The following is a 25,945-nucleotide window of genomic DNA, read 5'->3' on the forward strand; positions in this document are numbered from 1 at the left end:
TCTGAATCTTCATCGGCCGATCACACAAGGCCGGAAACTGCGCACAGTATGTTGTCGCCACCTTAACTCAGACACATCATCCGCTTGTGTCTGGTTTTCTGTCAGCCTGTGGCTTTCGGCCTATAGACTCTGCGACACCGGTCGGCCAATAGCACGCAGTAGAGACGTCTGTGCTTTGTTGTAGTCCACAATGGCGCGCAGCAAATTCAGTCGCGTGCTGCTAACTCCGTTGAGTGCCTGAATGGCTTCCAGAGGTAACCCTTCAAGACCTCGGATTCGGTCCAGATTCATCTGCAGGACCCGGGATGCGTCCTCCACGTTGCGCCGTGCCAGGTCAGTTCTCTGTCGACCGGCATCAACCCGATGCCAGGCATTCCGCACGTCTGCTGCGATCTGGTCCTGGACCTGGTGTGCTCTGAGCACTGACTGACGGTAGCGACTGTCGCTTTCACGTCGTGCTGCCCGCTCGCCAAACCCAAAGTTACGAACCTGCCAAACCAGAATCGCATCAAAGTCAGAGCGAACGCCCAGCCCGCTGCGGTTGCTGCCAGGTCCTCCGTCAAAGCCACCGGCTGACATACCCAGATTGACATGTGGAATAAACGGTCGCAACTTCTGAGACTTCGCACCGGCACCTTCAGCCTGAGCCAGAGCATAGTGTTCCGCAACTTCCGGACGACACCGCTGTCCCTGCGCAATTAATGATTCCAGGTCACAGGATTCTGAAATCAGATCGATTGCCAGCAGATGGTCATCAGCACTGTAAAGCAACGCATCTGCAGAGAGGAGTGCCGGATCCAGTCGGACGATGCGAATCAGTTCGCTGGAAGCAATCTTCAGTTTCAGTTTTGCATTCACCTGGGACTGCTGACGGTTTGCCACGATGACTTTCACACGTGAGACTTCGGCGGCTGAAGCTCTGCCCGCCGTTACAAAAGCCTCTGTGATCGATAGCAGATTCTCAGCCTCGTGAAGATTCAGGTCCGTCGCCGCAACTTCACCCTGAGCTGCAACGAGGTCAAAATAAGCGATGGCCGCGTCCAGTTGAGCGTTGTTGAATTCCACAGTATGACGGTGTCTGGCAGCACGGGACAGTTGTCGGGCCACCAGTGGCTGAAATAACACATCTGCAATCGGCAGATCAACGAAAAGTCGAGCCGGACCACCGGCTCCGCCGGCCATCGGAGCATTAGCAACTTTGGCTCCTCCGCCCACAAATAATGAGTTCCGACTGACATCAACAATTTGCCCGTTTATGGCCTGAATCCGTCCTTCATGTCGGGTCGCCCCAATCCCCAGATTCAAAGACGGAACCCACAACACGTCAGCGGCATCTACATTGGCTTCGGCCTGATTAATCCGTTCCCAGGCCAGCTGAACAGCCCAGTTGTGTCCCCCGGCCAGTCGTAAAACAGTGGGCAGATCAACAGGAAAGGCATCCGATCTGGAGACCAGGGCTTCTTCGACTGCCGGTTCATCAGAATCGACAGATACCGATTCAGTTGACACCGGCAAAACAGATAACGCCTTGTGTTTCTCATCTCGGTCCGTGGCGTACGGAAAGCCGGGGAGCATATCGGTTCCGCTGATACCCGTGTTTCCATGCTCCGAGTTAACAGTCGCCCTGTGAACATGCTCAGTCCGGTTTTCGGCGACTGCTTCCGATGACTGTTCAGAGTGAATCGATCTCTGGTCGAGACGATCTGCGGTGTGTTCTGCTGCTGCAGATTTAGTTTCGCCGGAGATCTGCATTTCTGCAGGCGAGGTATCGGTGTCCGATGTCGTCTCGCTGGGTTTTGCAGCTGCGTGCCGCAGAGAGGCAAAATTTTGAGCGTGCCAATCGGTTCGAATGCGTTCACTCGCGGTCAGTCCACCGTCCACATCTTTTCCCTGCCGCACCGACATGACCGGTTGGAATCGTGACAGACTTCTGACACCACTCGTACTGTCCGAACTCTGACAACCAGCCAGCCCGGACAGCAGCGTCATCGCAATCGAAAATTGGCAGTATCGATTCGACATTGCATGGCCCGGTGATTCAGCGCCCGACACTCGTCGGCTGAAACAATGATGAGGAAAGATCTCAGAAGAACAGAGAACAAGGTCCTGCGTGTCAGATCGGCGAATCCAGTTGCCACCGTTTGCAGGAATGTTCCGACTGCTCCGGTTTATCCACAGACTCCGGTTACGCGTCAGAAATACAACGGTTCACCGGGTAAAATCGACGATCATGATTTTCCCGGTTGTACCGGCTGTTCCAGATAGGTGCTGAAATGCAAGTCCAGACAAGCCTGACATCCGCACGGCGACTCCCATTCCGTGTGATTCGTTGCAGGACATTTCGGGTACTCTATCTGCACAAATCCCGTCTGTGCAGTCTGCGCCGGTTACAGCGACTTTTCCTGCAGTCAGTCAGCTCACAGGGCCAAAACCCGGGACACGTCATTCCGACCGTCAGTCGCGACGATGGTGCGGCACTCAAATCAGAGCCAAAGGTTCCTGGTCCACGTAAACGAAAGCGTCAGACTGCCATAAGTATCTGCAAAAAAAGCAAGTCGCGAAGATCTCCTGAAGGGACACCTGGAAAGCAACCGGAACCTGTTTTCGTCTTTTGTTTCCGGACCAACCGGCTTCACAGACGTGCACCGGGCGGAGATTGGTGATTTTACGGAATTGCGTCTATCCTTTTTTTGTTTTGTGAAACAACCGGGCAAATCAAACAAGACCTGTGTCCGGGTCTGCTGAATCATTGAACAGGAAGTGTCGGTGCCTGATTGCAAATGTCATTTCACCATAAAACATCCAGGAATATTGTCTCCTGGATGTCGGTGCTCTTCATCATCGGGTCCGTCTGTTTTGGCGGAGCTGCCGCCGCGTTTCTGCTTCCCTCGGCAAATCACGTCCGTCTGAATTGGGTGTTCTTCACCGGATCCATCATCTTTACCGTTGCCGGCTATCTGCAGCTTCGACACGCCACAAACCAAAAGGGACAGATTTCGCGGTTCTTTGCCTGGCGTCCCCAAAATGTCGGCTATCCGGCAGCTCTGACCCAATGGATTGGCGCACTCTTTTTTAACATCAACACTTTCGACGCAACACTGACGGACTTCTCGTGGATTGAGGGTGATCTGTATATCTGGACGCCAAATGTTATTGGTTCCGTTCTTTTCCTGGTTTCGGCCTGCTATCTCCTGCAGGAAACAACGTTTCGCTTTGCGATTTCTGATCTCGACAGCTGTGGTGCCTGGATCAATCTGCTTGGATGCATCGCCTTCATGATCTCCGCCCTCTGTTCCGTTGACCTTCCGTGGCAGGTTTCAGAGTCCGTAACCAGACTTGCTTTGATCACCATTGCCCTGGGCGCCCTGTGCTTCCTGATCGTGTCTGTACTGACCCTGCTCCGGATGGGTTCCGATCAGATGTCGCCCTGACCGTTCAGAATCAAAGCACATGCACTGCCCCGGATGGTCGTCGCTTAACCTGACAGGTTTCCTGTTCAGAGGGTTCCCATCCACAGCTCACAGCGAACAACCTGTAACAGAACAATGGTTCGCACGGGTGGTAAAAGTCACCCGATGTCCATGATCACGACATCACCAACATCCCACGACCTCTGCGATCGCCTCCTGCCAATTTGGTTGCAACCGGATCCCGGTGCCTCACGAAGACGTTGAAGAAACATCATGATCACGTTTTCAGCCCAGTGATGATCGTTATTTTAAGCCCCACAGCGGCTATTCTTCCTGCTCTTCTATAAACGACCAGTCAACCAGTTCAATTTCCGGACGCAGCACTTCAACAAACCCAATACGTTTACTTGTCTGAACGCCTCGACCTCCGCGAGATGCAACCTGATATTTCTGCTGTCCAAACGACACGACCCGTCCACTGGAATTCTTTACCCGCAAACAATCGCTGGGACGTGCCAGCTGGACAATCCCCAGCACGTGATCCCTGTCATCCACCCTGATCCCGCGCACTCCTTTTCCTGCATTCGTGAGTAAAGGGATATCGTCAAGTGAAAAATGCACGACTCTGGCAGATGCGCTGGCCATCATGCATGTTTCCGCATCCGTAATCAGTTGACAGTCGACAACTTCGTCTCGCTGGCGCAGTCGACAGAATTTCCGTCCGGCTCTGGTGGACGGTGTACGAAAGCCGTGCAACGGAATACTCAGAACCTGTCCCTGCCTCGTTGCCACCAGCAGCAGCGGCCCCCATTCCTCTGAGTCATCTTCGACGGCCTCTACAAATCGGGAGTCTGTCGTCAAAGCCGCAATGATTGACGATCCATCGTTCAGTTTCACATGTTTTGCTACCGGTTCCCCGTAACCCGATGACACCGGAATCTGGTCGATTGGCAGCGTAAATGCGACACCGTCCGAACTGAACATCACAACGTTATCCAGCGTGCTGCCCGGCACAACCGCCAGTACCGAATCCCCTTCACGCACTCGTGTCCGTTCAATACTGGCCAACTGGTTGACTCGCTTAATCCAGCCTTCTCGCGTAACAACCACGTTCGTATTCTCACGCACGATGTATGCCTGAGGGTCGAACCGGGTGATCTCATCTGAAGATCCAAAATTACTTTTGCGACGATCTCCAAACTGACTGGCCACGTCCTGAAGTTCTGTTTCAATCAGTTTCCACATCCGCTGTGAAGACTTAAGCAGCCGTTCGATTCGACGCGCTTCGGTACGTTTCTGCTGAAGTTCCTCCAAAATCAGATCAATTTCCAGCTGAGAGATCTTGTACAGGGCCAGTTCCAGAATGGCATCCGTCTGAACCGCATCCAGCGGAAATCTCTGCACCAGCTTTTCAGCAGCGTCCTTTTTGCCCCTGCTGGCCCGAATCATCTTCAAGACGGCGTCCAGGGCATCGAAGATGATCTCGAAACCTTCCAGTATATGAATGCGACGTCGCAGCTGTTCGAGCTGATACTCCAGACGCCGGCGAACAGTGACCATCCGGAAATCAAGAAAATGCTGTAATAAGTCTTTGAGACTCAGGACGCGGGGAATGGTGGCCCCGTGGGCATCAGGAACAAGTGCGGTTGCGTTGTAACTGAAGTTCTGTTCGAGCGCCGTATGACGATACAGATAGGCCATCACGGCTTCCGGATCGGCTCGTGATTTGAGTTCCAGCACAATCCGCAGACCATTCTCTTCGTTGGTTTCATCGTTCGCTTCAAGCAGCTGAGGAATCCTGCGTGACTGAATAAGTTCCCCGATTTCCGACAGTAATCCGCCACTGGTGACTCCGAAGGGCATTGAATAAATCACAAGGCGGTCAGACAGCTGGCGACGGCCCTGTTTATCGAATCGCCATTCGCCGCGCAGCCTGATTGATCCACGGCCGGTTTCATAGGCCTTTCGAAGCTCGGCTCGCTCGGTGATGATACGTCCGCCAAGCGGGAAATCGGGCCCCTTAATGTACTTCATTAACCGGGCTACCGTGGCATTCGGATGATTGATCAGGTGCACGCAGGCCTTCGTAACTTCGTGCAGATTGTGAGGCGGCATGCTGGTAGCCATCCCAACAGCAATACCCTGTGTTCCGTTCACAAGTAACGCCGGAAACCGAGCCGGCAGCACCGACGGTTCTTCTGTGGCCGCGTCATAGGTCGGACGCATATCAACCGTGTTAAAACGCAACTCGTTCATCAGTTGCTCGGACAAAGCAGACAACTTTGCCTCCGTATAACGGTCGGCAGCCTGCCTCAGACCGACAACGGAACCAAAATTTCCCTGGCCCGACACAAGCGGGTACCTCAGGGTGAAGTCCTGCCCCATTCTCACCAGAGCGTCGTACACCGCATCACCACTGTGAGGATGATACGAACCGGTGGTGTCCCCGCAGATCTTGGCACACTTACGAGTTTTCCCGTTGGCAAGCAGGCGCAGCCCGTGGTACATCACGTACAAAATCCGTCGCTGAACCGGTTTCATACCATCTCGAACATCCGGCAGCGCACGCGATGTAATTACGGACAGGGCATAGTTGAGATACCGACGGCGAGTCTCTCCGCTGATCGGAACGAACTGCACGTCGCCCACATCCGACAAATCGTTGGCGAACAGTCCTGATTCGCCGATCTGCTTGCTCGATGACTTCCTGCGAGCCAAGTTTCACTCCTTAATCAGATCACCTGATACATCACTCCAAACGCCTGAAACAGTGCCTGGCGACAATCAAATTTTATAGAATAATCAGCCACTGCAAAACCATTCGTGATTGCAAACAGCATGAGACAACACACGAATTGAATTGCGGCTTGATCAAACCTGCCACAGGGGTCGTCAGAATCCACTTCGGGATGTTCCGTGACAGGTTCTGCCCTGCAGAAACCACTGAGTTCTCTCAATCAGTTGTCCAGCCCCCACTCCCCGTCCCAGCGCACGAAGCCCTCAATCGCTTCGTACTCCGCCAGTCCCAGGGCGTCGTAATCTTCAGCTGTCCGGGCATTACGGGATTCAGCCCGCTGCCAGAATTCCCGCTTGTCAAATCCGGGAAACAACGCACGGTCTTTTTGAGACTCGTGCTTAAAAATAGCCTGACGTTTGCGCTCGACTTCCCTGGGACTCAGAGGGACGGCCATTTCTATCTGATGTATTGCCCATTCCTGCCATGCCCCGCGATACAACCATACGTCACTCGTTGAATACCAGTCGTCGTCACGACATTTATCACAGGCCAGAATAATGGCTTTCAGACAGGTGCGGTGAGTACCGTGAGGATCCGACAGGTCACCGGCAGCATAGATCTGGTGCGGTCGAATTCTGCGAAGAAGTTCCGTGATGATATTAACGTCAGCCTCCGTCAGCGGCTTTTTGCGTACCCGACCGGTTTCGTAAAACGGCAAATCCAGAAAATGCAGGCTGTCATTTGACAGGCCGCACATCCGCGCAGCTGAGCGGGCTTCGCCGCGGCGAATGATCGTCTTGAGATTTTGAATCTCGGGAATATCCACCTGGCTGGGTTTTTTTTGGCGAAGAAACAACTCGACTTGTGATTCCAGGTCAGTCACCTCGGTGGTACTAATGTGGAATTCCGAACACAATTCGGCAGCAAATTCAGCAAATCGAATAGCGTCCTCGTCGAAGACAGCGATATTACCCGAAGTCTGGTAGGCGACGTGAACTTCGTGGCCCTGATCCACCAGACGACTAAGCGTCCCTCCCATCGAAATAACGTCGTCGTCCGGGTGAGGTGAAAAGCAAAGGATTCGTTTGGGAAAGATGTGATCACGATTGCCCGGCCGATCGCCGGGAAGTTTGGCATGATCCGGTTTCCCGCCGGGCCACCCAATGAGAGTTCCCTGGAGATGTCGGAAGACATTCAGATTGATTTCATATGCTGACCCGTAAATAGCCAGCAGATCCTGCAGACCTTCTTCGTTGTAGTCAGAATCGGTGAGCTTGAGAATGGCTTTGCCCATTCGTCGGGACAGCCAGATCACGGCGCGGCGAATCGTTAGCTCATCCCAGTCAACAGCGCCAACACGCCAGGGATACTGAACCCGGGTCAGACCATCGGCCGCCGCCTGATCAAGCAGGAACTCTGCATCAGTGTGCCTCTGCAGATAAGTGGCAGGAACCGTCGGACTGGGATCGCCTTCAATCGTTCGATGTACGATTTCAGCTTTATTTTCTCCAAATGCCAGAATGAAGATTCTGCGTGCAGACAGAATGGTTCCCACGCCCATTGTAATGGCTCTTCGGGGCACATTTTCCGCACCAAAGAAATCGCTGGCGGCGTCTGTACGTGTCACACTGTCCAGCGTGATCAGACGTGTCCGTGAATGGTGGTCCGATCCCGGCTCGTTGAATCCGATGTGACCGGTTCGCCCAATTCCCAGAAGCTGCAGGTCGATCCCGCCAGCCTCAACAATTTTCCGCTCGTAGTCGCGGCAATATCGGGAGATGTCCGCAACAGGTGTCGCGCCATCCGGTATGTGGACATTCGCATCCGGAATATCAATGTGGTCGAACAAATGTTCGTTCATGAAGCGAACGTAGCTCTGCAGCTCCTCAGGCTGCATAGGATAATATTCATCCAGGTTGAACGTGATCACATTCGCAAAGGACAGTCCCTCTTCGCGATGCATGCGGACAAGTTCAGCGTACACCCCCGTGGGAGTGGAACCGGTGGCAAGTCCGAGAACACACGTACGGTCCTCAGCAGCACGCTCAAGGATCAGCTCCCTGATCACTTCTGCAACATGCACCGAAATCAGCGACGCTCTGGAAAAAATTTCAGAGGAAATCCGTTCACCGGAAATCGCATTCATGACCTGATTACCCGAAAATCATTACAAAAGTTACCAGCCACAGATCGTAATGAATCGGTTCTTTACCAGCCAGGACGACCACTTCGTTTGTTATCGGAAGTTCAATGAATCTGCAGAAGCCATCTGTGTTTCGGGTCCCGTTGCTCCGGTCACTCTAAACATTGCTTGTGGCATGCCCGGCAGAACACTAATTTTCACTATATCATTCACCGCCGAAATCGAGCGGAAAGGGTCATAATGGCAGGCAAAGCTACAGTTTTTGACTACGAAACGATCGGAGACATTCTCATTGTCACTCCGAAACGCGACGTCACGTCTTTTCGTGACCACGAACTTCGCGATGCCTATAATGAAGCGTACCGGCAACTCATGAGCGGCTCGCTGCGAAACATCATCTTTGATCTGTCTCATCTGGATCACTTCGGATCCACCTTCGTTGGAATGATGTTGCGACTTGCAAAAAGATCGGGTGACAACGGAGGTTCCACTGTGCTGTGCCACATGAGTGACAACGTTCGCCATATCCTCAAACAACTCATGCTGCTTGAAAATCCAAAAACGGGTTTTTTGTGGAGACAAATGCCGACACGTGCAAACGCGGTTGAATGGATTGAATCGACGCAGGAATCCGACGAGGAACCTAATGTCTGATGGCGAGACCATCGTTGGCTCAGACAGCGGATCTGTCGCAGGTATGGACCGAAAGCAGCAGTCTGAAGCACTGACCGGTCGAACACAGAGACAGCCCCGGTCAGGATTTACTTCTCAACCACCCATATGTTGCGATACATGACCTGATTGCCGTGTCCCTGAAGGTAGAGACTGCCGGGGCCCTCCTCTTCCGGATATTTACCAGGTGTCCCTGTCTTCAGCTCAAGGTCATCATGAATCAGAATTCCATTGTGACGAATTGTGACTCGCGCGTTTTCGACCTTCACACCGTTATCCCAGCGGGCAGCATTAAAGTCGATATCGTAAGTCTGCCAGGTAAGTGGAGGAAAGCAGGCATTCACCTTGGGTTTTGCGATCGAATAAACACCACCACATTCGTTGTTCTCGCCTTCCAACCCAAAAGAATCCAGCACCTGCAGTTCGTAGCGTCCCTGCATATAAACACCACTATTGCCCCGCGACTGACCACGATCGTACGGCTGGTACGGAATGCGGAATTCCAGGTGCAGGCGGTGATCGCCAAACTTTTGTTTTGATTCGCACTCAGCCAGCAACAGATCCTCCAGCATGATCGTGCCATTGACGAAATTTCCGGCAGAGGATCCATCGAACAACACGATGGCGCCCTCCAGCGGCTGCTGTCCAAGTGACCGACTCATACGCTCAACCCGTTTCAGTTCACCCTGCGGACTGTCGTTCACGAAAATTTTTGCAGCACCGTCATGAATCAGAACGTATCCGGCATCAGACGAAAACTTCGTCACACCGCCTTCTGCTGCACCTTCGGCAAACACACGACCGGACCCTATGTATCCGTCTCCTGGCAGACCACCAGGATAAAGAACGGATTTGAACTGATTATCGCCCTGGGCGATCACCTGCATCCCGTGCTTCACGCCGTCCAGTTCACCGGAATACTCCCCCTGAATGTGATAGTCCGGAGTGACCCTGTCCGGGTCAAGAATGATACGATTACTGTCTTCGGCAACCGCCGCAGATGACAACAGTGCGAGCACAACAAACGTGAATGTGAGGATTTGTTTCATTTGAGATCTCAAACCGTATAAAAAGCTCTGAACATTCGAATGGCTGCGGTTTATAACTGTCAGACGTGGTTCCTGATATGGAAACCCCACCCGTTCCCGACCAGGCGATTCAAAGTCGGCGGAGTTATTGACTCCGACTGCATGATTCCGCAGATCATTCAGACAGCCGGCGGCTCACTTTGCCCGAACGCCTGTTGCTGCTGACGAAGCTGTTCGTTGGCGCACTGATCACGTGGAATGGAACATAATTCGCAGTTTGACACGCCATCGTTGCCAGGAATTGATGACAGACCTCCACAGCTGCCACGTATCTGTCGATTGCTGATCAACACACCAATCCCCATCCCACCCACCGCAACGCAAAACAGTACACCGGCGGCCACAAATACTACCCACAAATCCGATGCATTCTCTTCGTCTGCCGAAAGGACTGAATCTGTGTTAGTCGTGGCTAAGATGCCGGTTCCCTGCTGAATGACGCTGCCGTGGGATCCGACTGTCTGGAACAATACGGAATAGCCCTCTTTGTTGGCCAGCGCAATCCCTCGCTGAACTCCAAGCACCATCATGGCGGTTGCCAGTGCGTCAGCCGTCATACAGGAATCGTGAATCACAGACACCGACGCCGGAGGATCCACCACAGGACAACCGGTCATCGGATTAATCGTATGCGAATATCTGGTGCCGTTCACATCGAAGAAATTTCGATAATCGCCGGAGGTTGCAATAGAGGTCATCGTCACCGGAACGATTCGCGTCGGACTTACGTTTCTGCTGAATCCCGAGCCGGGAGATTCCACACCAATCCGCCACGCTTCTCCCGACGCCTTAACCGTTCCTGCCCGGGTTTCCCCTCCAATGTCTACAATGAAAGAGGGTCGGCCGGATCGCGACAGCATTTCGGCGATCGCGTCAACCGCGTATCCCTTGGCAATGGCTGAAAGGTTCAGCTGGACATCGGTCCTGAGTTTTCGCAAAGCAGCAGGCTGCAAACGTACTTCTATATGCTGCATGCCAACGGTCCGCAGCGCGTCATCGATCTCAGCCTGGTCGGGCACACCGGAACGGTCCGGTGTGCCGAATCCCCACAAGTCAATCAACGGTGACACCGTCGGGTCAAATGCCCCTCCGGTCAGTTCGTGAATCCGCTTTGCTTCGTAAACGACCGAAGCAAATTCAGATGAAACCGGAAACCAGTCGATTGATTGGAAACGGTTAAATTCGGAAATTTCGGACTCCGAATCCCATGTCGACATTTGCAGGTTGATCTCGCTGAGCTTCGCCGTGATTTCTGCCAGTACACCTGACCTGGTCTCGCCGTCCTGCGGCGTATCGATGGTGACGAAAAATCCTGTCCCCATTGTTTCGCCGTCTACACGAAGCCGGTCTGCATACAACGAACTTCGTCCCGTCAGAATAATGACGAAAACGATCATTTGAGAATAAAGCGCAGTGAGTCTCAGAAAACGCATAACAAACAGATGAACCAGGATCGGGCTCAGTAAATAACAATTGTCCAAACAGGAAAGACAGAAGATCTTTCACACTCGGGTACCGGCCATATTTCCGGTCGGTTTCGTCTTACCTTTTAGCTGTGCCATATTCGGATTGCCATGTGGTTCAGGCAAGGTCTGAAGTAGAAGAATTGCTGTTATTCTCATTGCCAGACACCAAATTAAAGAATACAGCTCGCAAACAGTGTCGGCACCGGTGTTGCAGAAATAGTGATCCCAGGTCTGATACGCGGTCAATGCAGCAGTGTTTTGGAATTCTCTGAGGAAACCGACGCGCTAACTTAAACCGGTTATGGTACAGGCTGCATACGTCAGTCATGTCCAAACACTCATACAAGTCCGGGCGTCGGAATGAGATTATGGACAGAATGACCGACTCAAACAACGAGCGACAGCGTCTGGTAAACCTCCCGAACTTCAGAGCATACCTGATCGGAAATGCGGCGTGTTTCCAGGTTCTCAGGGAATCACACCGGAAGCATAAACACCAGCTGCGCAAAGTGTTTCGATGCTTCGGCAAACATTCACCGCACCTGAAACGAGGACTTTCTGCATCCCGCCGGAAAAGAGACCTGTAAATCCGGCAGGTAGTTTGCCGGTCACCGATTAAATTCCGCAAAACCAGTCGAAAGCCGGCACACAACAGGACGTTACTCTGCAGACCAAAGCAGCGAAGCAAGGGAACAGGCGACAAACGTCAAACAGAGAGAACGCAGCAACATGACCGGTTCCCGAACAGTGCGTCGCTGATCCTGTCGGAAACATGTGTCCCCGAATTTACGACAAAATCTCGTTAATCACATTGCCGTGAACATCGGTAAGACGCCGATCGAGTCCGTTGTAATACCAGGTGAGTTGTTCATGGTCGAAGCCGCACAGGTGCAGTACCGTCGCGTAATAATCCCATACCGTTGTCGGATTGACCTGTGCGCGGCGTCCGAACTCATCCGTTGCCCCGTAACTCATCCCTCCCCTGACGCCTGCTCCCATCATCCAGCAGGTGAACCCGTCGGGATTGTGATCGCGTCCAGTCGTGCCGGCCTGGTGCGTCGGCATCCGTCCAAATTCGGTTGCCCACAGAACCAGCGTATCGTCCAGCAGGCCGGATTCCTTCAAATCGGTCAGTAGGGCCGCAGTGGGCTGATCAAATATTGGACAGTGCCGTTCGTAGTCGGCCCTGAGTGTCTTGTGAGCATCCCAGTTCAGCAGCCCGTCAACACCGGAAGCCCGGGAGGAGCAATAAAGATTCACGCACCGAACCCCACGTTCCAGGAGCCTTCGGGCCAGCAGACAGTTCCGGGCATAAGCGGCTTTGAGTGGATTTTCATCCGCGGTGCCGTACGTACTGTGAACCAATTCGGATTCACGGGTCAGGTCCGAGACTTCCGGAGTGGAAACTTGCATTCTTGCCGCCAGTTCGTAGGCCGAAACACGAGCCTGCAGATCACTCTCCGCCGGATTAGCTGCAGCGAAGTCCTGGTTCAAACGAGCAAGCAGACGGCGTGACGTGGCTTCCTCAGCTTCCGACACTCCTTGCGGGCGGGCCAGGTTCCGAATCGGTTTTTGGTCACTCATCATCGTCGCCTGGTGCCGGGCCGGAAGAAAACCGTTTGACCAGTTCGCCTTACCGTTTGGTGGTTCACCCCGAATATCGGAAATCGCCACGTATGTCGGCAGATTTTCGTTTTCGCTGCCCAGTCCATAACTGAGCCAGGCACCGGCACTGGGAAAACCTTCAGTCGGATGACCGGTATTCATGAAAACACATCCCGGCCCGTGTGTATTGGTCTCACTGTGCATGGCATGCAGAAAAGCAATGTCATCCACATGCCGTGACATATGTGGCAGCATGGATGTGATGTGCTTGCCGCATTCACCTGACCGTAAGAACGGCCACGGACTTTGCATCAGGTTGCCGTTTTTACCCTGAAAAGAGAAAAATTCCTCTTCGCCCGGCAGTGGCTGACCGTGATATTTTTCCAGCGACGGTTTGTACTCCCACAAATCCATAGGCGACGCCGCACCGGGGCAGAAAATTTGCAGGACCCGTTTCGCTTTGGCTGCGTGCTGCGTTCTGCGTGGCTGCGACTGATCCGTCGTTTGGTCGCCTCTCGCGTCGCGAGCCAGCAACTGGATCAGACCAACTCCGCCCAGTCCGGTGGAAACGTTGCCCAGTAAACAACGCCGTGTGTGATCAGTGAGGCTGTAGTGGTTCATAACGTTTAAGATTCCTCACCTGGGGTCGCTGATGTCGTGAGACGTCTGACTCAACAACTTCCACAGATTCGGCCGCGCAAAATATTGTTTTTTCTTCAGCCATTGTCCGGGAGCCCCGGTCCAGTACGGTTACTGCACATAGATCAATTCACTGGTATTCAGCAACACGCGACACAATGCGGGGAATCCATATTCATCTGCCAGTTCCAGACATGCTCTGATTTCATCATCGGTCGGTTGTCTTGCGTAACAAAGTTCATACGCACGACGAACCTGTGCTCGATGATCGTCACCGGCATCTCGATGCAGACGATCCGCCAGAGCACGAGCCATATCGAGCGTGAAGCTGTGGTTAAGCACCGTCAAAGCCTGAAGCGGTGTTGTGGTCGTGACTCGTGTGGGAGCAGAAAACGTGCAGTCAGGCTGGTCGAAGTCGGTCATCAGGTCGACAACTGACGCGCGTGCGTTCTGATGGTAAACAGCTCTTCGATACGTGTCCGGCCCATGCTTATCGAGCGGAACGTACGTGGAAACATTGTCCCTCAGATACCGATACAGCCGAAACCCAGGACCACCGTCGGGAACATTGCAGTCTACAGCATGGACCGATTGCGAATTTTCTTTAGTTCCCCGACCACCCTGAGGCGTGTGACTGCACTCAATTTTTCCGGCAACAAAAAGGATCGTGTCACGCATTTCTTCGGCGGAAAGTCGCCGAGGGGGAAAACGCCACAGCAGTCGAGAGTCACCATCGATCCGTGTCGGACCGGCACGGGACAGCGATGACTGCCTCCAGGTTCGTGACATCATGATCATACGATGCAGTTTTTTAAGTCGCCAGTTGTTCTTCTTAAGTTCAAGAGCCAGAAAATCCAGCAGCTCCGGATGAGTGGGGCTTCCTCCCATAAATCCAAAGTCACTGGGAGTATTCACGATTCCCGTGCCAAAGTGGTAATGCCACACTCGATTGGCCAGGACTCGCAGTGTGAGCGGGTTTTCTGGATGCACAATCCAGTCAGCCAGTGCCTGTCGGCGTTCGGCTTCAGGGGCGTCAGCATTCAGACGGTAGGCAAATCCTTGTGACTCACTCAGTGCAGAACTGCCCTGAGAAGACTGGTCCTGAGATTGACTCTGACGAACGACGGCAGAGTTCACCGGTTGCTGGCCAGGTGTCCTGTTTCCCAGGACGCCCAGGCTCGCAGGAACAGCCACCTCACCTGGCTGCTGCGGGCTGCCCCCCCGAAATACATGAAACGGTCCCTGTGCGTCCGCCGAGTTACGATTTCCGATCCACACTGAAGGCAATGCCGGTATTTTTGAAATCTGCTGATTCACCGCGGAGAGTTCTTTCTCCAGTCGCAACAGTTCGGCCTGCTCCCCAGTGCCGGTTTCCAGTTGAAGCAGTCGATGATCCAGATGGTCCTGTCCCTGAACCGGTCGACGGTCCCTTCCGCTGGCAACTTCACGCCAGTTCTTTCCGTCCTCTGAGACCTCGATCCGGTACTCAGCGACAAAAACAAACAGTGTCTGGTCAGGAGTCAGTTCACCTTTGGCACTGGAAAACTGCACGCGATCAATCAGCGTCGGCTGAGCCAGCTCGATGGTCAGGTCACTGCCGGCTGATATGAAGCGAGCGCCTGTCTTTCCGTCAATCGTGTGGTGCGCCCCGTAGGCGTTCGGAAAGTCCTCAATTTGACGAGCCCTGCCGGTGGCCTTTCCACCGCTGGCAGCCAGTGCCACGTTTCGAGGCTCATGTGTTTGATTTTGCATCCCCGGACTCGACCAGACTTCAAATTCGTCGATACGAAAAGCGGTCGTATTCCCCGGGGCAAGGTCCTGAGATTCACAAACCAGTCGCACAAATTTAGCCTGCACGGGTTCAAAACGATCCTCCGTTCCGGTGCGGTCAACCGGAGGACGAATCCAGCCTGTGGCATGGTCGGCCAGATGTTCTTTTGCTCGTATCAGGATGGCTGATCTCAGATCTGACAGTTCCTGCTGCAGCTTTGACCTGGCAGAGTTGAGCGGATTGAGTGCCGCCGCACGTACGGCACGCGCTTCCGAAGTCGCCAGTTCAGCAGATCCGTGGCGGACACCGGAAAACGTAGCGTACAGTCCGTAATAGTCCTGCTGAGTTATCGGATCGAACTTGTGATCATGGCATCGTGCACAACCGAGAGTCATTCCCAAAAAAGCTTCACCCGTCGCACGAATGATTTCATCAAGCGTGTTCGCACGAATCTGAGCCGCCTGTACGGGATCCTGATTGCCAACACGGTCGTATGGACCCGCCACAAGAAAAGCAGATCCTATCGCAACCGAAGGATCATTCTGGCCGAAAACATCACCCGCGATATGCTCACGAATGAATCGGTCGAACGGCCTGTCCTCGTTGAGAGACCGGATCACGTAATCGCGAAACGGCCACAGATTGTTGATGATTATATTTGTTTCGTAGCCGACACTTTCTCCGAAACGCACAACATCCAGCCAGTGACGTCCCCACCGTTCACCATAATGCGGAGACTGCAGCAGTCGATCGATGAGCCGCGCGTAAGCCGATGGATCGGGGTCGCTGACAAATGCAGCGACTTCTTCCGGTGTCGGTGGCAGTCCGGTCAGGTCATAAGTTGCACGACGAATCAACGTCCGGCGGTCGGCGGGAGGACTCAGTGACAGATTGTGTTCCGCCAGTTTCACTGCCACGAAATCGTCAATCATTTGGCTGGCGGAATCATCCGACACCGTTGCAGAAGACACCTTCTTTTTAGAAGTGCCTATGTAAGGGTTCAGTGGCTGCAAGGACCACCAGTCTGCATCTGCTTTTGACGTATCCGTGATAATGACATCATCGGGCCAGTCTGCTCCTGTTTCGATCCAGTGTCGCAAAGCAGCAATCTGTTCCCCGGAAAGTGGATCGGCCCCCTTTGGCATGGCAGGACGTTCACCGTCGACTCCGCTCAGCAGTTCGATCAGATGACTGGCGTTCGGATCACCGGAAATCACATGTTCGTACGCGACAAGATCATCGATCGTTGCCAGTGAAATGTCGCCTTTGGTATTACCAGGCGAATGACAACGTACGCAGTGTTTCTGAAAAATCGGAGCAATCTGAGTTCGAAAGTCCGGGGGGAGATCATCGGCCCGCAGGCCTGCCTGAAGAGATAACGCACCGACGATCACACAAAAGGTCCGCCTCAGTCCTGTTGCCGGCCAGGGCATCGACCGTTTGGCTGCTGCGCAAGGAGTAGACCTCATAGGGTGTTCGTCCCGGACCTCGTGTCCTGAATTCAGATATAGCGGTTGTTATTAGACGGGTGGTTTCGATCCACAGCTAAAGCGGAACTGATACGGTTCATAGTACCTGTGCAGATATGACATGTCGAGAACCGGGTGAGACCCTGCCTGTCCGCTGAGTACCAAAACCGGCAGAGGATGACAGAAACAGCAACCTGATACACCAGCCGATTCGACATAAAACAGAACCGTTCAACACTTCGACACTCAACCACCACCGATGGCCGGCAGAAAATGTACTTCAGTTGTTGGTTCGACTTTGGTAGAGAGCATGCGCGTCATCACCTGATCCACAGACAACTGCAATCCAGGACACAACTGACCGTCGTCACACAGTCGCCGGGCAATGCCCGGAAACCGTTGTTCCATCTGCTCGACCACTTCGCGGACGTTGCTGCCCGGAACTTCAACCTGAGACACTCCGGTTAGTTTCTGAATCTGTGGCGGGATGAATACGATGGCCATGGACGATTCCACGCTCTTAGCTCAGGGAAGCCGAAGATCATTTGCCGTTGTTGATTGCTCGCCAGAGTTTAGGTGGGGACATCGGCAGATCAGTGAGTCGAATACCTGTTGCTCGCTGAATCGCACTGGCGATCGCCGGTGGCGGCGGTACGATCGAAACTTCGCCGACTCCTCGAACTCCATAGGGGTGATCGGGATTGGGGACTTCCACAATGATCGTTTCAATCATTGGTATGTCGTAACAGGTTGGCATCCGATAATCGAGGAAACTGGCATTCCGCACGTGGCCATCGTCGTCATAAAAGTACTCTTCGTTGAGTGCCCAGCCGATACCCTGTACCGAACCGCCCTGGATCTGCCCCTCCACATAACTCGGGTGAATCGCGGTACCGGCGTCCTGTGTGGCCGTGTAACGCAAAATGGTTACCTTTCCGGTTTCCGGATCCACTTCGACATCGACCAGGTGAACGGCAAATGCATTGGTCGAGACCTGTGGGTCGACTGCGCCACGGCCGATAATCGCTTCGCCAACGGTATCTGCTTTCAGGGCCAGTTCCGCGAATGAAAGAGACTTTCCATTGCTGCGGTACACACCCTGGCTGACTTCGACGTCGCCGGCATCACACTCCCAGATTTGTGACGCTCGCTCAACCATCTGTCGCTGAATATCCAGTGCTGCTTCATGCGCAGCCAGCCCGGTTGCGAAAGTCGTGCGACTGCCGCCGGTGACGTCCGTGAAGCCGATGCTGTCGGTATCGGCGACCTGGGGAATGACGTCCGTAGCCGAGATCCCCAGTGTTTCCGCAAGCTGCATTGCAATCGATGTACGTGTACCACCGATATCCGTGGAGCCTTCAACGAGTGTAACCGTACCGTCCGGGTTGACGTTGGCCGTCACACTCGACTTGAGTCCGGCATTGAACCAGAAACCACAGGCGACACCCCTTCCACGATTCGGCCCGGAAAGACTGGACTGCCAGTGATCACTGTTTCTGATCGCCTCCAGACACTCGACCAGCCCGACACGCGGATAGACGGGGCCGTCGACACGACGTGTTCCTTCTACGGCTGCGTTTTTCAGGCGGAATTCGATGGGATCGATATCCAGTTGAACAGCGAGTTCGTCAATGACCGATTCCGCAGCGAAAGCCACATGAGTCGAACCAGGTGCCCGATACGCCTGAGTTTTTGGTTTGTTCAGGACCACGTCAAACCCGTCGACAGCAGCGTTCGGCAGGTCATAGCAACTGAAGACGCACATGCATCCGGGACCGATAACACCACCAGGAAAAGCCCCTGCGTCAAAAGCCAGCCAGGCTTCACCGGCCGTCAGTTTTCCATCTTTGGTGGCGCCGATTTTCACACGCATAAAGGATCCGGGCGTGGGGCCCGTGGACTCGAACACTTCATCCCGGCGCATCATGATTTTTACCGGCCGACCGCATTTTCGACTGAGCACAGCAGCCACGGGCTGCTCATAGACAGAAATCTTTCCTCCGAACCCGCCCCCAATTTCACACGGGACAATTGTGATTTGAGAAATGGGCATCTTCAGCAGTGCTGCCATCTGTTGGCGCACCGCGAACGATCCCTGAGTGGCTGTCCAGATTTTGAGCCGACCGTCTTCGTTCCACAATGCCACAGAAACGTGAGGTTCGATATAGCCCTGATGAACGGTAGCTGTTTTAAATTCACGCTCGACAATGACGTCGGCTGCTGCAAACCCCTCCTCGATATTTCCTTTTTCAAATCGGATATGGCTTTCAATATTGCTCGGTTTTGCCGGTGCATCATCAAGTGTGTGTGTGATCAGATCGTCATGCAGAAGCGGAGCGTCGTCCTTCATTGCATCGAGGACCCAGGTCGATGCTGGCAGCGGTTCGTACTCAACCCGGATTCGGCTGGCGGCTTCTTCGGCCAGATGCGAATCAGTTGCGACAACAGCCGCTACCGCATGACCTTTATATAACGCCTTGCCTCGTGCCAGCACGTTCCCAGACAAATGAGCATAATTGACACAGCCTTCACCGAGGTCATCAACTTTGTCCCACGGATCAGGCAGGTCAGCAGAAGTGCACGTTGCCAGCACACCCGGCATGTTTTCAGCCTGACTGGTATCGATCGATATAATTCGTGCGTGTGCGTGCGGGCTGCGAACAAAAGCACCAAAAGCCATGTTCGGCAGGTGCAGGTCGTCGGTGTACACAGCCTTTCCGGTCACCTTGTCAGAACCGTCATGGCGTACCGGTCGCGTTCCGATGACTTTGTATTCGGTTGCCCGCTCCGTAGCGAATTCTGTACTCATGTTGATATCTTCTCCGTCTTCGACGGTTGAACTGAAACTTTCATCAGTAAGCGTTAATCAGAGGCCGTTGGTGTTCCTGTGATTCTACCGGGAAGTAGGAGCCGATTCCTCAGCGGCCTGTACCGCCTGTACAGCGTGGACAATTTTGTCATAGCCGGTGCAGCGGCACAGATTGCCGGCAAGGCTGAAACGAATCTCTTCTTCATCAGCATCAGGATTTTTTTCCAGCAGAGCCTTTGAGGTCATAATAAATCCTGGGGTACAGATACCACATTGCAGTGCGGCCCCTTCAAGGAAACACTGTTGTACGGGGTGCAGTTTTCTTTGCTGGGCAACCCCTTCGACGGTTTCGATGTTCGCCCCTTCAACTTCCACAGCCAAGACCAGGCAACTGTCGACAGGTAGTCCATTGAGCACCACGGTGCAGGCACCGCAGTTGCCGTTGTTACAGCCTTCTTTACAGCCGGTGAGAGACAGCACATCTCTCAGGACTTCCAGCAGACTCTGCCGTGGCTGACAGAGAAACTCCACGGCCTCTCCATTGATCGTTGTAGATACGTGTGTCTTCATCTGTTTCCTCTGTTTCACGGTCCGGGTTTCTGGACACCGACTCTGCCGGAATGGCATTTGTCATGGGGGCAAAACTCTATTGGCGGGCACGTTCACACGCGGTCGCCAGCGTACGTCTGGTGAGGACGCCGACCAAATGAGTTCGGTATTCCGCAGGACCTCTCATATCATCGATTGGCGAAGCAACCTTTTTTGCAAGCTCCCCCGCTTCTGCAAACACGTCTTCATTGATCGGTTGACCAGCCAGCCAACTGGAAGCTTCCTCTGCGAATACCGGAGTAGCTGCGACAGCGGAAAGTGCGATTCTCGCCTGTTCAATCTTCTGACCATCGGGGTCAAGTCGCACGTATGAGCCAGTTCCCACAACCGCGATATCCATTTCGTTGCGAGGAATGAATCTTTGGTATGCCGATCCACTGTGAGGTCCCGGCGCCGGCAACGTCAAACTGACCAGCAATTCTCCAGTCTCGAGAACATTACGACCGGGTGCCATACAGAATTCGCTCGCGGGAACCGTGCGGCGCCCCGACGGACCCGCGATATTGGCCACTGCGTCAAGGGCAATCAATGCTGGTATCGAATCAGCGGCGGGCGACGAGTTACAAAGATTCCCGCCAACACTGGCACGACTCTGAATCTGCCAGCCCCCGATGATATGCACCGCATCCGTCAGCGCCGAATAAGCATTGGAAATATCGGAATTTCCATAGATCTGCCAACACGGCACACTCGCACCCAGTTGCAGATCCTGCCCGGCAGTAAACTCAAACTGAGTCAGTTCCGGAATCTTTTTTACATCGACCACAAGGTCGGCACTTTGAAGCCCCTCTCGCAACTGGACAATAATATCAGTACCGCCCGCCAGAATCCGTGCGCGATCACCGGCTTTGGAGAGCTGACTGATGGCATCGTCCAGTTGAGTGGGGGCAGTGTACTCGAAATCAATCAACGGGTTTTCTCCTGCAGCTCAGTTACTTTTCTCAATGGTTGGCAACCAGTGAACTCAACAGTTCAAAATAGTCAAGATGTTACCTGTTATTTAATTGTAGCCAGTGGTTTGCAGTGCAGCACCTCATCCGGAACCGGTTGCTCCTCAAATCCCGGCCCCTTCCATTTTACCTCAAGCCCCCAGGTGCCGCCCGCATTGAAATAATCAAGGCGAATCGGGTGCAGACCGGCTTTCAGGGGAATGATGTCTGAAACCGGTCCCAGTCCATGCAGTCCATCATTGGAAACAACAAGCGTTTCGCCAATGTACAGACAGCTCCCGTCGTTCGAGGAGGTACTAAAAGTGTAGATGCCGTCCCGCGGAATGTCGATTAAGCCACTGAAATGAATGGCAAAGTACAGATCCCGCTCTCGGACGTCGAGCGTGAAATTGGGCGCAATGAATTCCGAAACGAGGTGCGATTCTGCAACATTGTTAAGTTCAGCATAATCGCCGTGGAAGTAACGGTAGTTTAGGCCCGGTCGGGTCCTGCCTGGCCTGACGTCTGTGCCAAAATCTTCCGGAGTAAACCGAGTATACGTGGCGGTTGCCATTTCCGTGCAGATCCTGCCATCGATGAACCCGCGTGCCGACACCGTCACAGTTTCGTTCAGTTTAAGCGGACCGACATAAATCGGTGAATCAACTGTGACACGTGATCCGTCCAGAGTGTAATGGATTTGGGCCACCTGGGGCTCCACAGACAATTTCAGATCAATCTCACCGGTGAATCCCCGCACGACGCGGTCAAACGTCACGTTGCCGTATTCACCATCGTTATGCGACATGGCAAACTCAATCAACTGCATATTGTCCTGAATAGTCAGGTGCTGCCACTGCCGCCGTTTCGCGTCAGCCCCAGTCAGGAGTGCAGTGTCGTCATACGCTTCCTGAGCGATTTTCTGATAAACAGTGCGCGCCAGTCCGTAGGCTTCGTGAGCCGCAGCTCGTTCCTGGGAACGTATGTTCATGGCCTTTTGAAGCCAGAGCTGATCGATGCTGTCCAGACACCACTCGGCGCTCAGTTTTGAGGCACGAACAGGCTGATCACTCACCCGGACAGTCACGGGATTCGTATGTGAAGCGGCAAGAATCCGCAGAGCCACCCAGCTGCTGCGTTCGATCGGGACATCAAAAGAAACAGGGATCTCTGAACCGTCAGCAAGGATCTCCTGCTGGTCTGCTACCTGGCCATTGACAATGAGTTCAAGAGTCACATTGCGTGAGTCTCCGATACGGGCACGCTCCAGATGCCAGTAGGGTTTGGAGGTATACGGCAGATCCCGGATCGGAATCTGCTCGCGACCGTTCCGCAACATTTCATCCTTCAGAAATGTGTCCCAGTTCCCCGCTCCTCTGAACACGGTGCGAGGTTCGTCATCCAGCAGAGCCGCCACATTTGCAGTGACACGAACAGTTTCCGGTCCATTGAGCTCAACCGCACTTCGTTCTGCGTCACCGGACACAATACCGTTCACAGCAAAGTCCATCAGATGACTGGAACCGTCAGACACGTACGAACGACCGGCCTGCACACCGCGCACCCAGGCGGGATAGCTGACGCGGGAAGAATCCTCAATCCTGACATAGCTGCGTCCCAGCCCCACTCGTTCACCATAGATACAGGGAAAATCGGTCTCTCCACTGGCCTTAATGTCGAAACCACAATTCATCATGTGATACCAGACATTGAGTTCCCAGACGTAGGGAGTATCAACAGTAGAAAGAAAATCCACGGCATCATGTGCGGCATGCACCAGCGACTCCTGGGCACCGATCCCGTCCATCGGCGGCACCACGTAGTTGGGCAGTCGGGCCTCGGGAAAGACATCCAGACCCCATCCGGAATGCGCTGCACCTGTCACAGCCCCCTGCAGTTTTGCCCACTTAACTATGGGCAGCCCCCAACTCGGCCATTCGCTCTTGGCCGTGGTGCCCGGATAGTCGTCTTCAGTCAAACCCAGCAGGCACAGGTGACCGGTGTGATCACTTGGAAATTGCGAGACCTCTACGTCGTAACGAATCACGTTCGTCTTCGTGGAGACTTCATCAGCTGCGCCGCAGAAATTATTTTTTTGATGTTCCCAGCCAGGCCCCCACGTCAGCACGTTTCCGACGTTCAGACCTTCCCCCTCAATATGATGCAGCATGACCGGAGCTTCGACACCAATTGCCGGACTTTGATAGTGCATACATCCGGAGGCGTGAATGTGATGGTCACCCGAGATCCAGCCCCGGGCCTGCGGATTAACCCAGCGGGTCAACTGTAGTTCAATCGGGTGAACTTCTACCTCCGGCACATCCACACTTTTTCTTTCCCGGAGATATTCGGGTCCACGACCATAATCGATCTGATAACGCCCCGCCGGCAGCATCACATACTCACCGCTTGTCCGGTAAATCTGTTCCTGAAAGAAAAAATCGGGTGCTGTGCGCCGTGCGGGCAGTGGATAAAGCTGGCCCTTTTCATCCTGAATCACCAGTGACCCGGTTGTGGGTTGGCCATCGTGATCCCGGATATTGAAGATCACTTTGACAGCAGAATCACAGTGAAAAAGCACGTGCAAATCGTTGCGGAATCCAATGTCCTGCGATCCATGTCCCACATCGAACGCGAGATGCCCTTCGCGTTCACCGGCATCGCGACTGAACACGGTTACAATTCGATATTCAACAGGCAGTCCGCTCAGACGGGAGTTGAGAGGTCTCTTATCCAGCATCTCAACTTTCATCCAGCGTTCCTGCACTTCGACAGGAGTGATGGTTCCTTCCTGTGCGAAGTCCATTGTCGGCTGGTTGTTCCTGCTGGTCACTTCCAGTCTTGCCGTCACTCGGGCCTCATTACGCACACGAACAAGAAAGATACGCCACCCCTGCTGCTGCAGTCGGGAGTGGCATTCACCGGGCCCGACTTTGACACGGGCCTCCGGATTTATGTGCACGTCAACCAGTGTGTAAGCATTGAGAATTCGCTGAATCTGCCCGATAGTTTGCACATCATCGGACAACTCCATGGCTGCACGCAGGGCGCGAACGTCGGTTTCAGAAAGGGGGCTGCCGGCAAAGTCCAGAGCTTCGATCAGACGGCGTGTCTGGGACACCAGTGGCTGGCGATCGACTTCAGACACAATTTCAAGAGAATCCGATTCAGGTGATACGTCCTGCGGAACCGGATCTGTCGTCGTGATTTCCATTTTTTCCCGGAACGGTGCGGCCGATGTATCTGCGTTGTCCTGCCGGACCACGGGTGTTGACGTCGGCGAATCACACCCTGCGACACACAGCACCAGCCACAGAGGAATGGACATCCACGAAAGAGAACTCCATTCATCTTGATACGTCACCGTCATGACTCTGTCTTTCAGCAGCTAAACGAACTGGTGTTGTCATTGACTTGTGTGAAATCTGTAACAGAATCAAAACCGGAACCAACTCCAACGATAACAGATGCGGCAGTCTTCACAACAAACACGAATCGGGCAGAAACGCTGATTAACCCGGTTCCGGCGACTGATGACCTTTCCGGGTGACCGGGACCTTCCAACCATCGTCTGCTGAGCAGACAGACCACTGACAGGGCTGCACAAAATGCAATTCCAAATACGATTAAGAATCACTGCCGTTGTGATCGGCTGTATTTTTAGCCATTCGACCTCGTTCTGCGGACAACCGGAAAAGGACGAATTCTCCGTTCGGACTGTCAACACGACACAGTTGACCGTCAGGTTTACGAGTGATTTCGAACTCACCGGTGACGGGAACGCTGATGCCTGGACCAGGGCCAAGTGGATTGACCTGAACAAGCGACCCGGCGCCGGACACAACTATTCCACACGATTCAAAACGCTGTATTCCGAGACTGGAATCTACTTCCTTTTTGACGGAACAGATTCGCTCCTTACTGCCACAATGGAAGACGATTTCGCAGACCTGTATCTGGAAGATGTATTTGAAGTCTTTCTGTGGACCGACGAGTCGTATCCCGTCTACTTCGAATATGAAATATCACCTTTAAACAAAGAGTTGCCGATTCTGATTCCCAATTTCGGCGGACATTTCATGGGGTGGCGACCGTGGCGCTACGAAGGGGATCGCAAAACCCGAACAAAGATCAGTATCACCGGAGGTCCGGCGCAGTCCGGCTCACAGATTGAGAGATGGACCGCAGAAGTATTCATTCCCTATTCGTTACTGAATCCTTTAAAAAATGTCCCGCCAAAATCCGGAACGACGTGGCGGGGCAACGTGTACCGCATCGATTACGACAACAAAAAGATGACGCAGTGGGACTGGGCTCGTGTAGGCCCCAGCTTTCATGATTACAAACGATTTGGCACGTTTATTTTTGAGTGAATCGACGCCTGGATGGTTCGTGTAACGCAACTGGTGGATCAACGTGTGCCGGCAAATGGGAACCGGGGTTCTGTGATTATGGGCGGGAAGTCAAACCGGGAATTCACACTGCCGGCTGAAGTCCTCTCATTATCTGGTGGATGCAGGATCCTGCATCCACCAAAACACGTATTGCGGAATACTCGCATCACTGTTTGTGACTCCCGAGTCGTAGCCACTGCGCAT

15 protein-coding genes are annotated in these 25,945 nt (G+C 53.6%); 3 read left to right on the forward strand and 12 right to left on the reverse strand.

Going from position 1 to position 25,945, the window contains the following annotated elements; all coding sequences use genetic code 11:
• Positions 1–120 precede the first annotated feature (120 nt).
• Positions 121–2,022 carry a TolC family protein gene (locus MK110_11500; GenBank protein ID MCH2211919.1) on the reverse strand — a complete coding sequence of 634 codons (1,902 nt, stop codon included), beginning with the start codon at positions 2,020–2,022 and terminating at the stop codon, positions 121–123.
• A 758-nt stretch (positions 2,023–2,780) separates the two neighbouring features.
• Between MK110_11500 and MK110_11505 the strand changes: the two genes are divergently transcribed.
• On the forward strand, positions 2,781–3,431 hold the full coding sequence (locus MK110_11505; GenBank protein ID MCH2211920.1) for a YrhK family protein: 651 nt from the start codon (positions 2,781–2,783) through the stop codon (positions 3,429–3,431).
• 303 nt (positions 3,432–3,734) lie between these two features.
• On the opposite strand, the gene MK110_11510 is transcribed toward MK110_11505, so the two are convergent.
• Together MK110_11510 and nagB are read right to left on the reverse strand one after the other, a co-directional pair.
• A complete protein-coding gene (locus MK110_11510) occupies positions 3,735–6,128 on the reverse strand; it encodes a DNA topoisomerase 4 subunit A (protein ID MCH2211921.1) in 2,394 nt (797 codons plus the stop codon).
• 239 nt (positions 6,129–6,367) lie between these two features.
• A complete protein-coding gene (nagB, locus tag MK110_11515; protein MCH2211922.1) occupies positions 6,368–8,293 on the reverse strand; it encodes a glucosamine-6-phosphate deaminase in 1,926 nt (641 codons plus the stop codon).
• A gap of 237 nt (positions 8,294–8,530) precedes the next feature.
• On the opposite strand from nagB, the gene MK110_11520 reads away from it, so the two are divergent.
• On the forward strand, positions 8,531–8,944 hold the full coding sequence (locus MK110_11520) for an STAS domain-containing protein (GenBank protein MCH2211923.1): 414 nt from the start codon (positions 8,531–8,533) through the stop codon (positions 8,942–8,944).
• 107 nt (positions 8,945–9,051) lie between these two features.
• On the opposite strand, the gene MK110_11525 is transcribed toward MK110_11520, so the two are convergent.
• From MK110_11525 to MK110_11565, 9 genes are all read right to left on the reverse strand, one after another.
• Positions 9,052–10,011 (reverse strand): DUF1080 domain-containing protein, encoded by a 960-nt coding sequence (locus MK110_11525; GenBank protein MCH2211924.1) that lies wholly within the window; start codon positions 10,009–10,011, stop codon positions 9,052–9,054.
• A gap of 158 nt (positions 10,012–10,169) precedes the next feature.
• Positions 10,170–11,483 (reverse strand): FAD:protein FMN transferase, encoded by a 1,314-nt coding sequence (locus MK110_11530; protein ID MCH2211925.1) that lies wholly within the window; start codon positions 11,481–11,483, stop codon positions 10,170–10,172.
• Between the two features lie 819 nt (positions 11,484–12,302).
• Positions 12,303–13,742, reverse strand: a complete 1,440-nt coding sequence (locus MK110_11535; GenBank protein ID MCH2211926.1) for a DUF1501 domain-containing protein — start codon at positions 13,740–13,742, stop codon at positions 12,303–12,305.
• A gap of 129 nt (positions 13,743–13,871) precedes the next feature.
• On the reverse strand, positions 13,872–17,000 hold the full coding sequence (locus tag MK110_11540; protein ID MCH2211927.1) for a DUF1553 domain-containing protein: 3,129 nt from the start codon (positions 16,998–17,000) through the stop codon (positions 13,872–13,874).
• A gap of 246 nt (positions 17,001–17,246) precedes the next feature.
• A complete protein-coding gene (locus MK110_11545; GenBank protein MCH2211928.1) occupies positions 17,247–17,504 on the reverse strand; it encodes a MoaD/ThiS family protein in 258 nt (85 codons plus the stop codon).
• Between the two features lie 37 nt (positions 17,505–17,541).
• The gene (locus MK110_11550; GenBank protein ID MCH2211929.1) at positions 17,542–19,809 is read right to left on the reverse strand and encodes a xanthine dehydrogenase family protein molybdopterin-binding subunit; all 2,268 of its coding nucleotides are present in this window, start codon (positions 19,807–19,809) and stop codon (positions 17,542–17,544) included.
• Between the two features lie 84 nt (positions 19,810–19,893).
• Positions 19,894–20,379, reverse strand: coding sequence for a (2Fe-2S)-binding protein (locus MK110_11555; protein ID MCH2211930.1), 486 nt, complete (start codon positions 20,377–20,379; stop codon positions 19,894–19,896).
• 76 nt (positions 20,380–20,455) lie between these two features.
• Positions 20,456–21,328, reverse strand: a complete 873-nt coding sequence (locus tag MK110_11560; protein MCH2211931.1) for a xanthine dehydrogenase family protein subunit M — start codon at positions 21,326–21,328, stop codon at positions 20,456–20,458.
• 86 nt (positions 21,329–21,414) lie between these two features.
• Entirely contained in the window at positions 21,415–24,711 is a 3,297-nt protein-coding gene (locus MK110_11565) for a CehA/McbA family metallohydrolase (protein ID MCH2211932.1), read from the reverse strand.
• Positions 24,712–24,955: 244 nt separating this feature from the next.
• On the opposite strand from MK110_11565, the gene MK110_11570 reads away from it, so the two are divergent.
• On the forward strand, positions 24,956–25,720 hold the full coding sequence (locus tag MK110_11570) for a carbohydrate-binding family 9-like protein (GenBank protein MCH2211933.1): 765 nt from the start codon (positions 24,956–24,958) through the stop codon (positions 25,718–25,720).
• Positions 25,721–25,945 lie beyond the last annotated feature (225 nt).

Origin of the sequence: Fuerstiella sp., assembly GCA_022447225.1 — a bacterium.
Taxonomy (GTDB): Bacteria; Planctomycetota; Planctomycetia; order Planctomycetales; family Planctomycetaceae; genus S139-18.

What these genes read in the sequence shown, in the direction of transcription:
- MK110_11500 (MCH2211919.1), bottom strand. Translation starts at nt 2,022, where the DNA reads ATGTCGAATCGATACTGCCAATTTTCGATTGCGATGACGCTGCTGTCC.
- MK110_11505 (MCH2211920.1), top strand. Translation starts at nt 2,781, where the DNA reads ATGTCATTTCACCATAAAACATCCAGGAATATTGTCTCCTGGATGTCG.
- nagB (MCH2211922.1), bottom strand. Translation starts at nt 8,293, where the DNA reads ATGAATGCGATTTCCGGTGAACGGATTTCCTCTGAAATTTTTTCCAGA.
- MK110_11520 (MCH2211923.1), top strand. Translation starts at nt 8,531, where the DNA reads ATGGCAGGCAAAGCTACAGTTTTTGACTACGAAACGATCGGAGACATT.
- MK110_11525 (MCH2211924.1), bottom strand. Translation starts at nt 10,011, where the DNA reads ATGAAACAAATCCTCACATTCACGTTTGTTGTGCTCGCACTGTTGTCA.
- MK110_11530 (MCH2211925.1), bottom strand. Translation starts at nt 11,483, where the DNA reads ATGCGTTTTCTGAGACTCACTGCGCTTTATTCTCAAATGATCGTTTTC.
- MK110_11535 (MCH2211926.1), bottom strand. Translation starts at nt 13,742, where the DNA reads ATGAACCACTACAGCCTCACTGATCACACACGGCGTTGTTTACTGGGC.
- MK110_11540 (MCH2211927.1), bottom strand. Translation starts at nt 17,000, where the DNA reads ATGAGGTCTACTCCTTGCGCAGCAGCCAAACGGTCGATGCCCTGGCCG.
- MK110_11545 (MCH2211928.1), bottom strand. Translation starts at nt 17,504, where the DNA reads ATGGCCATCGTATTCATCCCGCCACAGATTCAGAAACTAACCGGAGTG.
- MK110_11550 (MCH2211929.1), bottom strand. Translation starts at nt 19,809, where the DNA reads ATGAGTACAGAATTCGCTACGGAGCGGGCAACCGAATACAAAGTCATC.
- MK110_11555 (MCH2211930.1), bottom strand. Translation starts at nt 20,379, where the DNA reads ATGAAGACACACGTATCTACAACGATCAATGGAGAGGCCGTGGAGTTT.
- MK110_11570 (MCH2211933.1), top strand. Translation starts at nt 24,956, where the DNA reads ATGCAATTCCAAATACGATTAAGAATCACTGCCGTTGTGATCGGCTGT.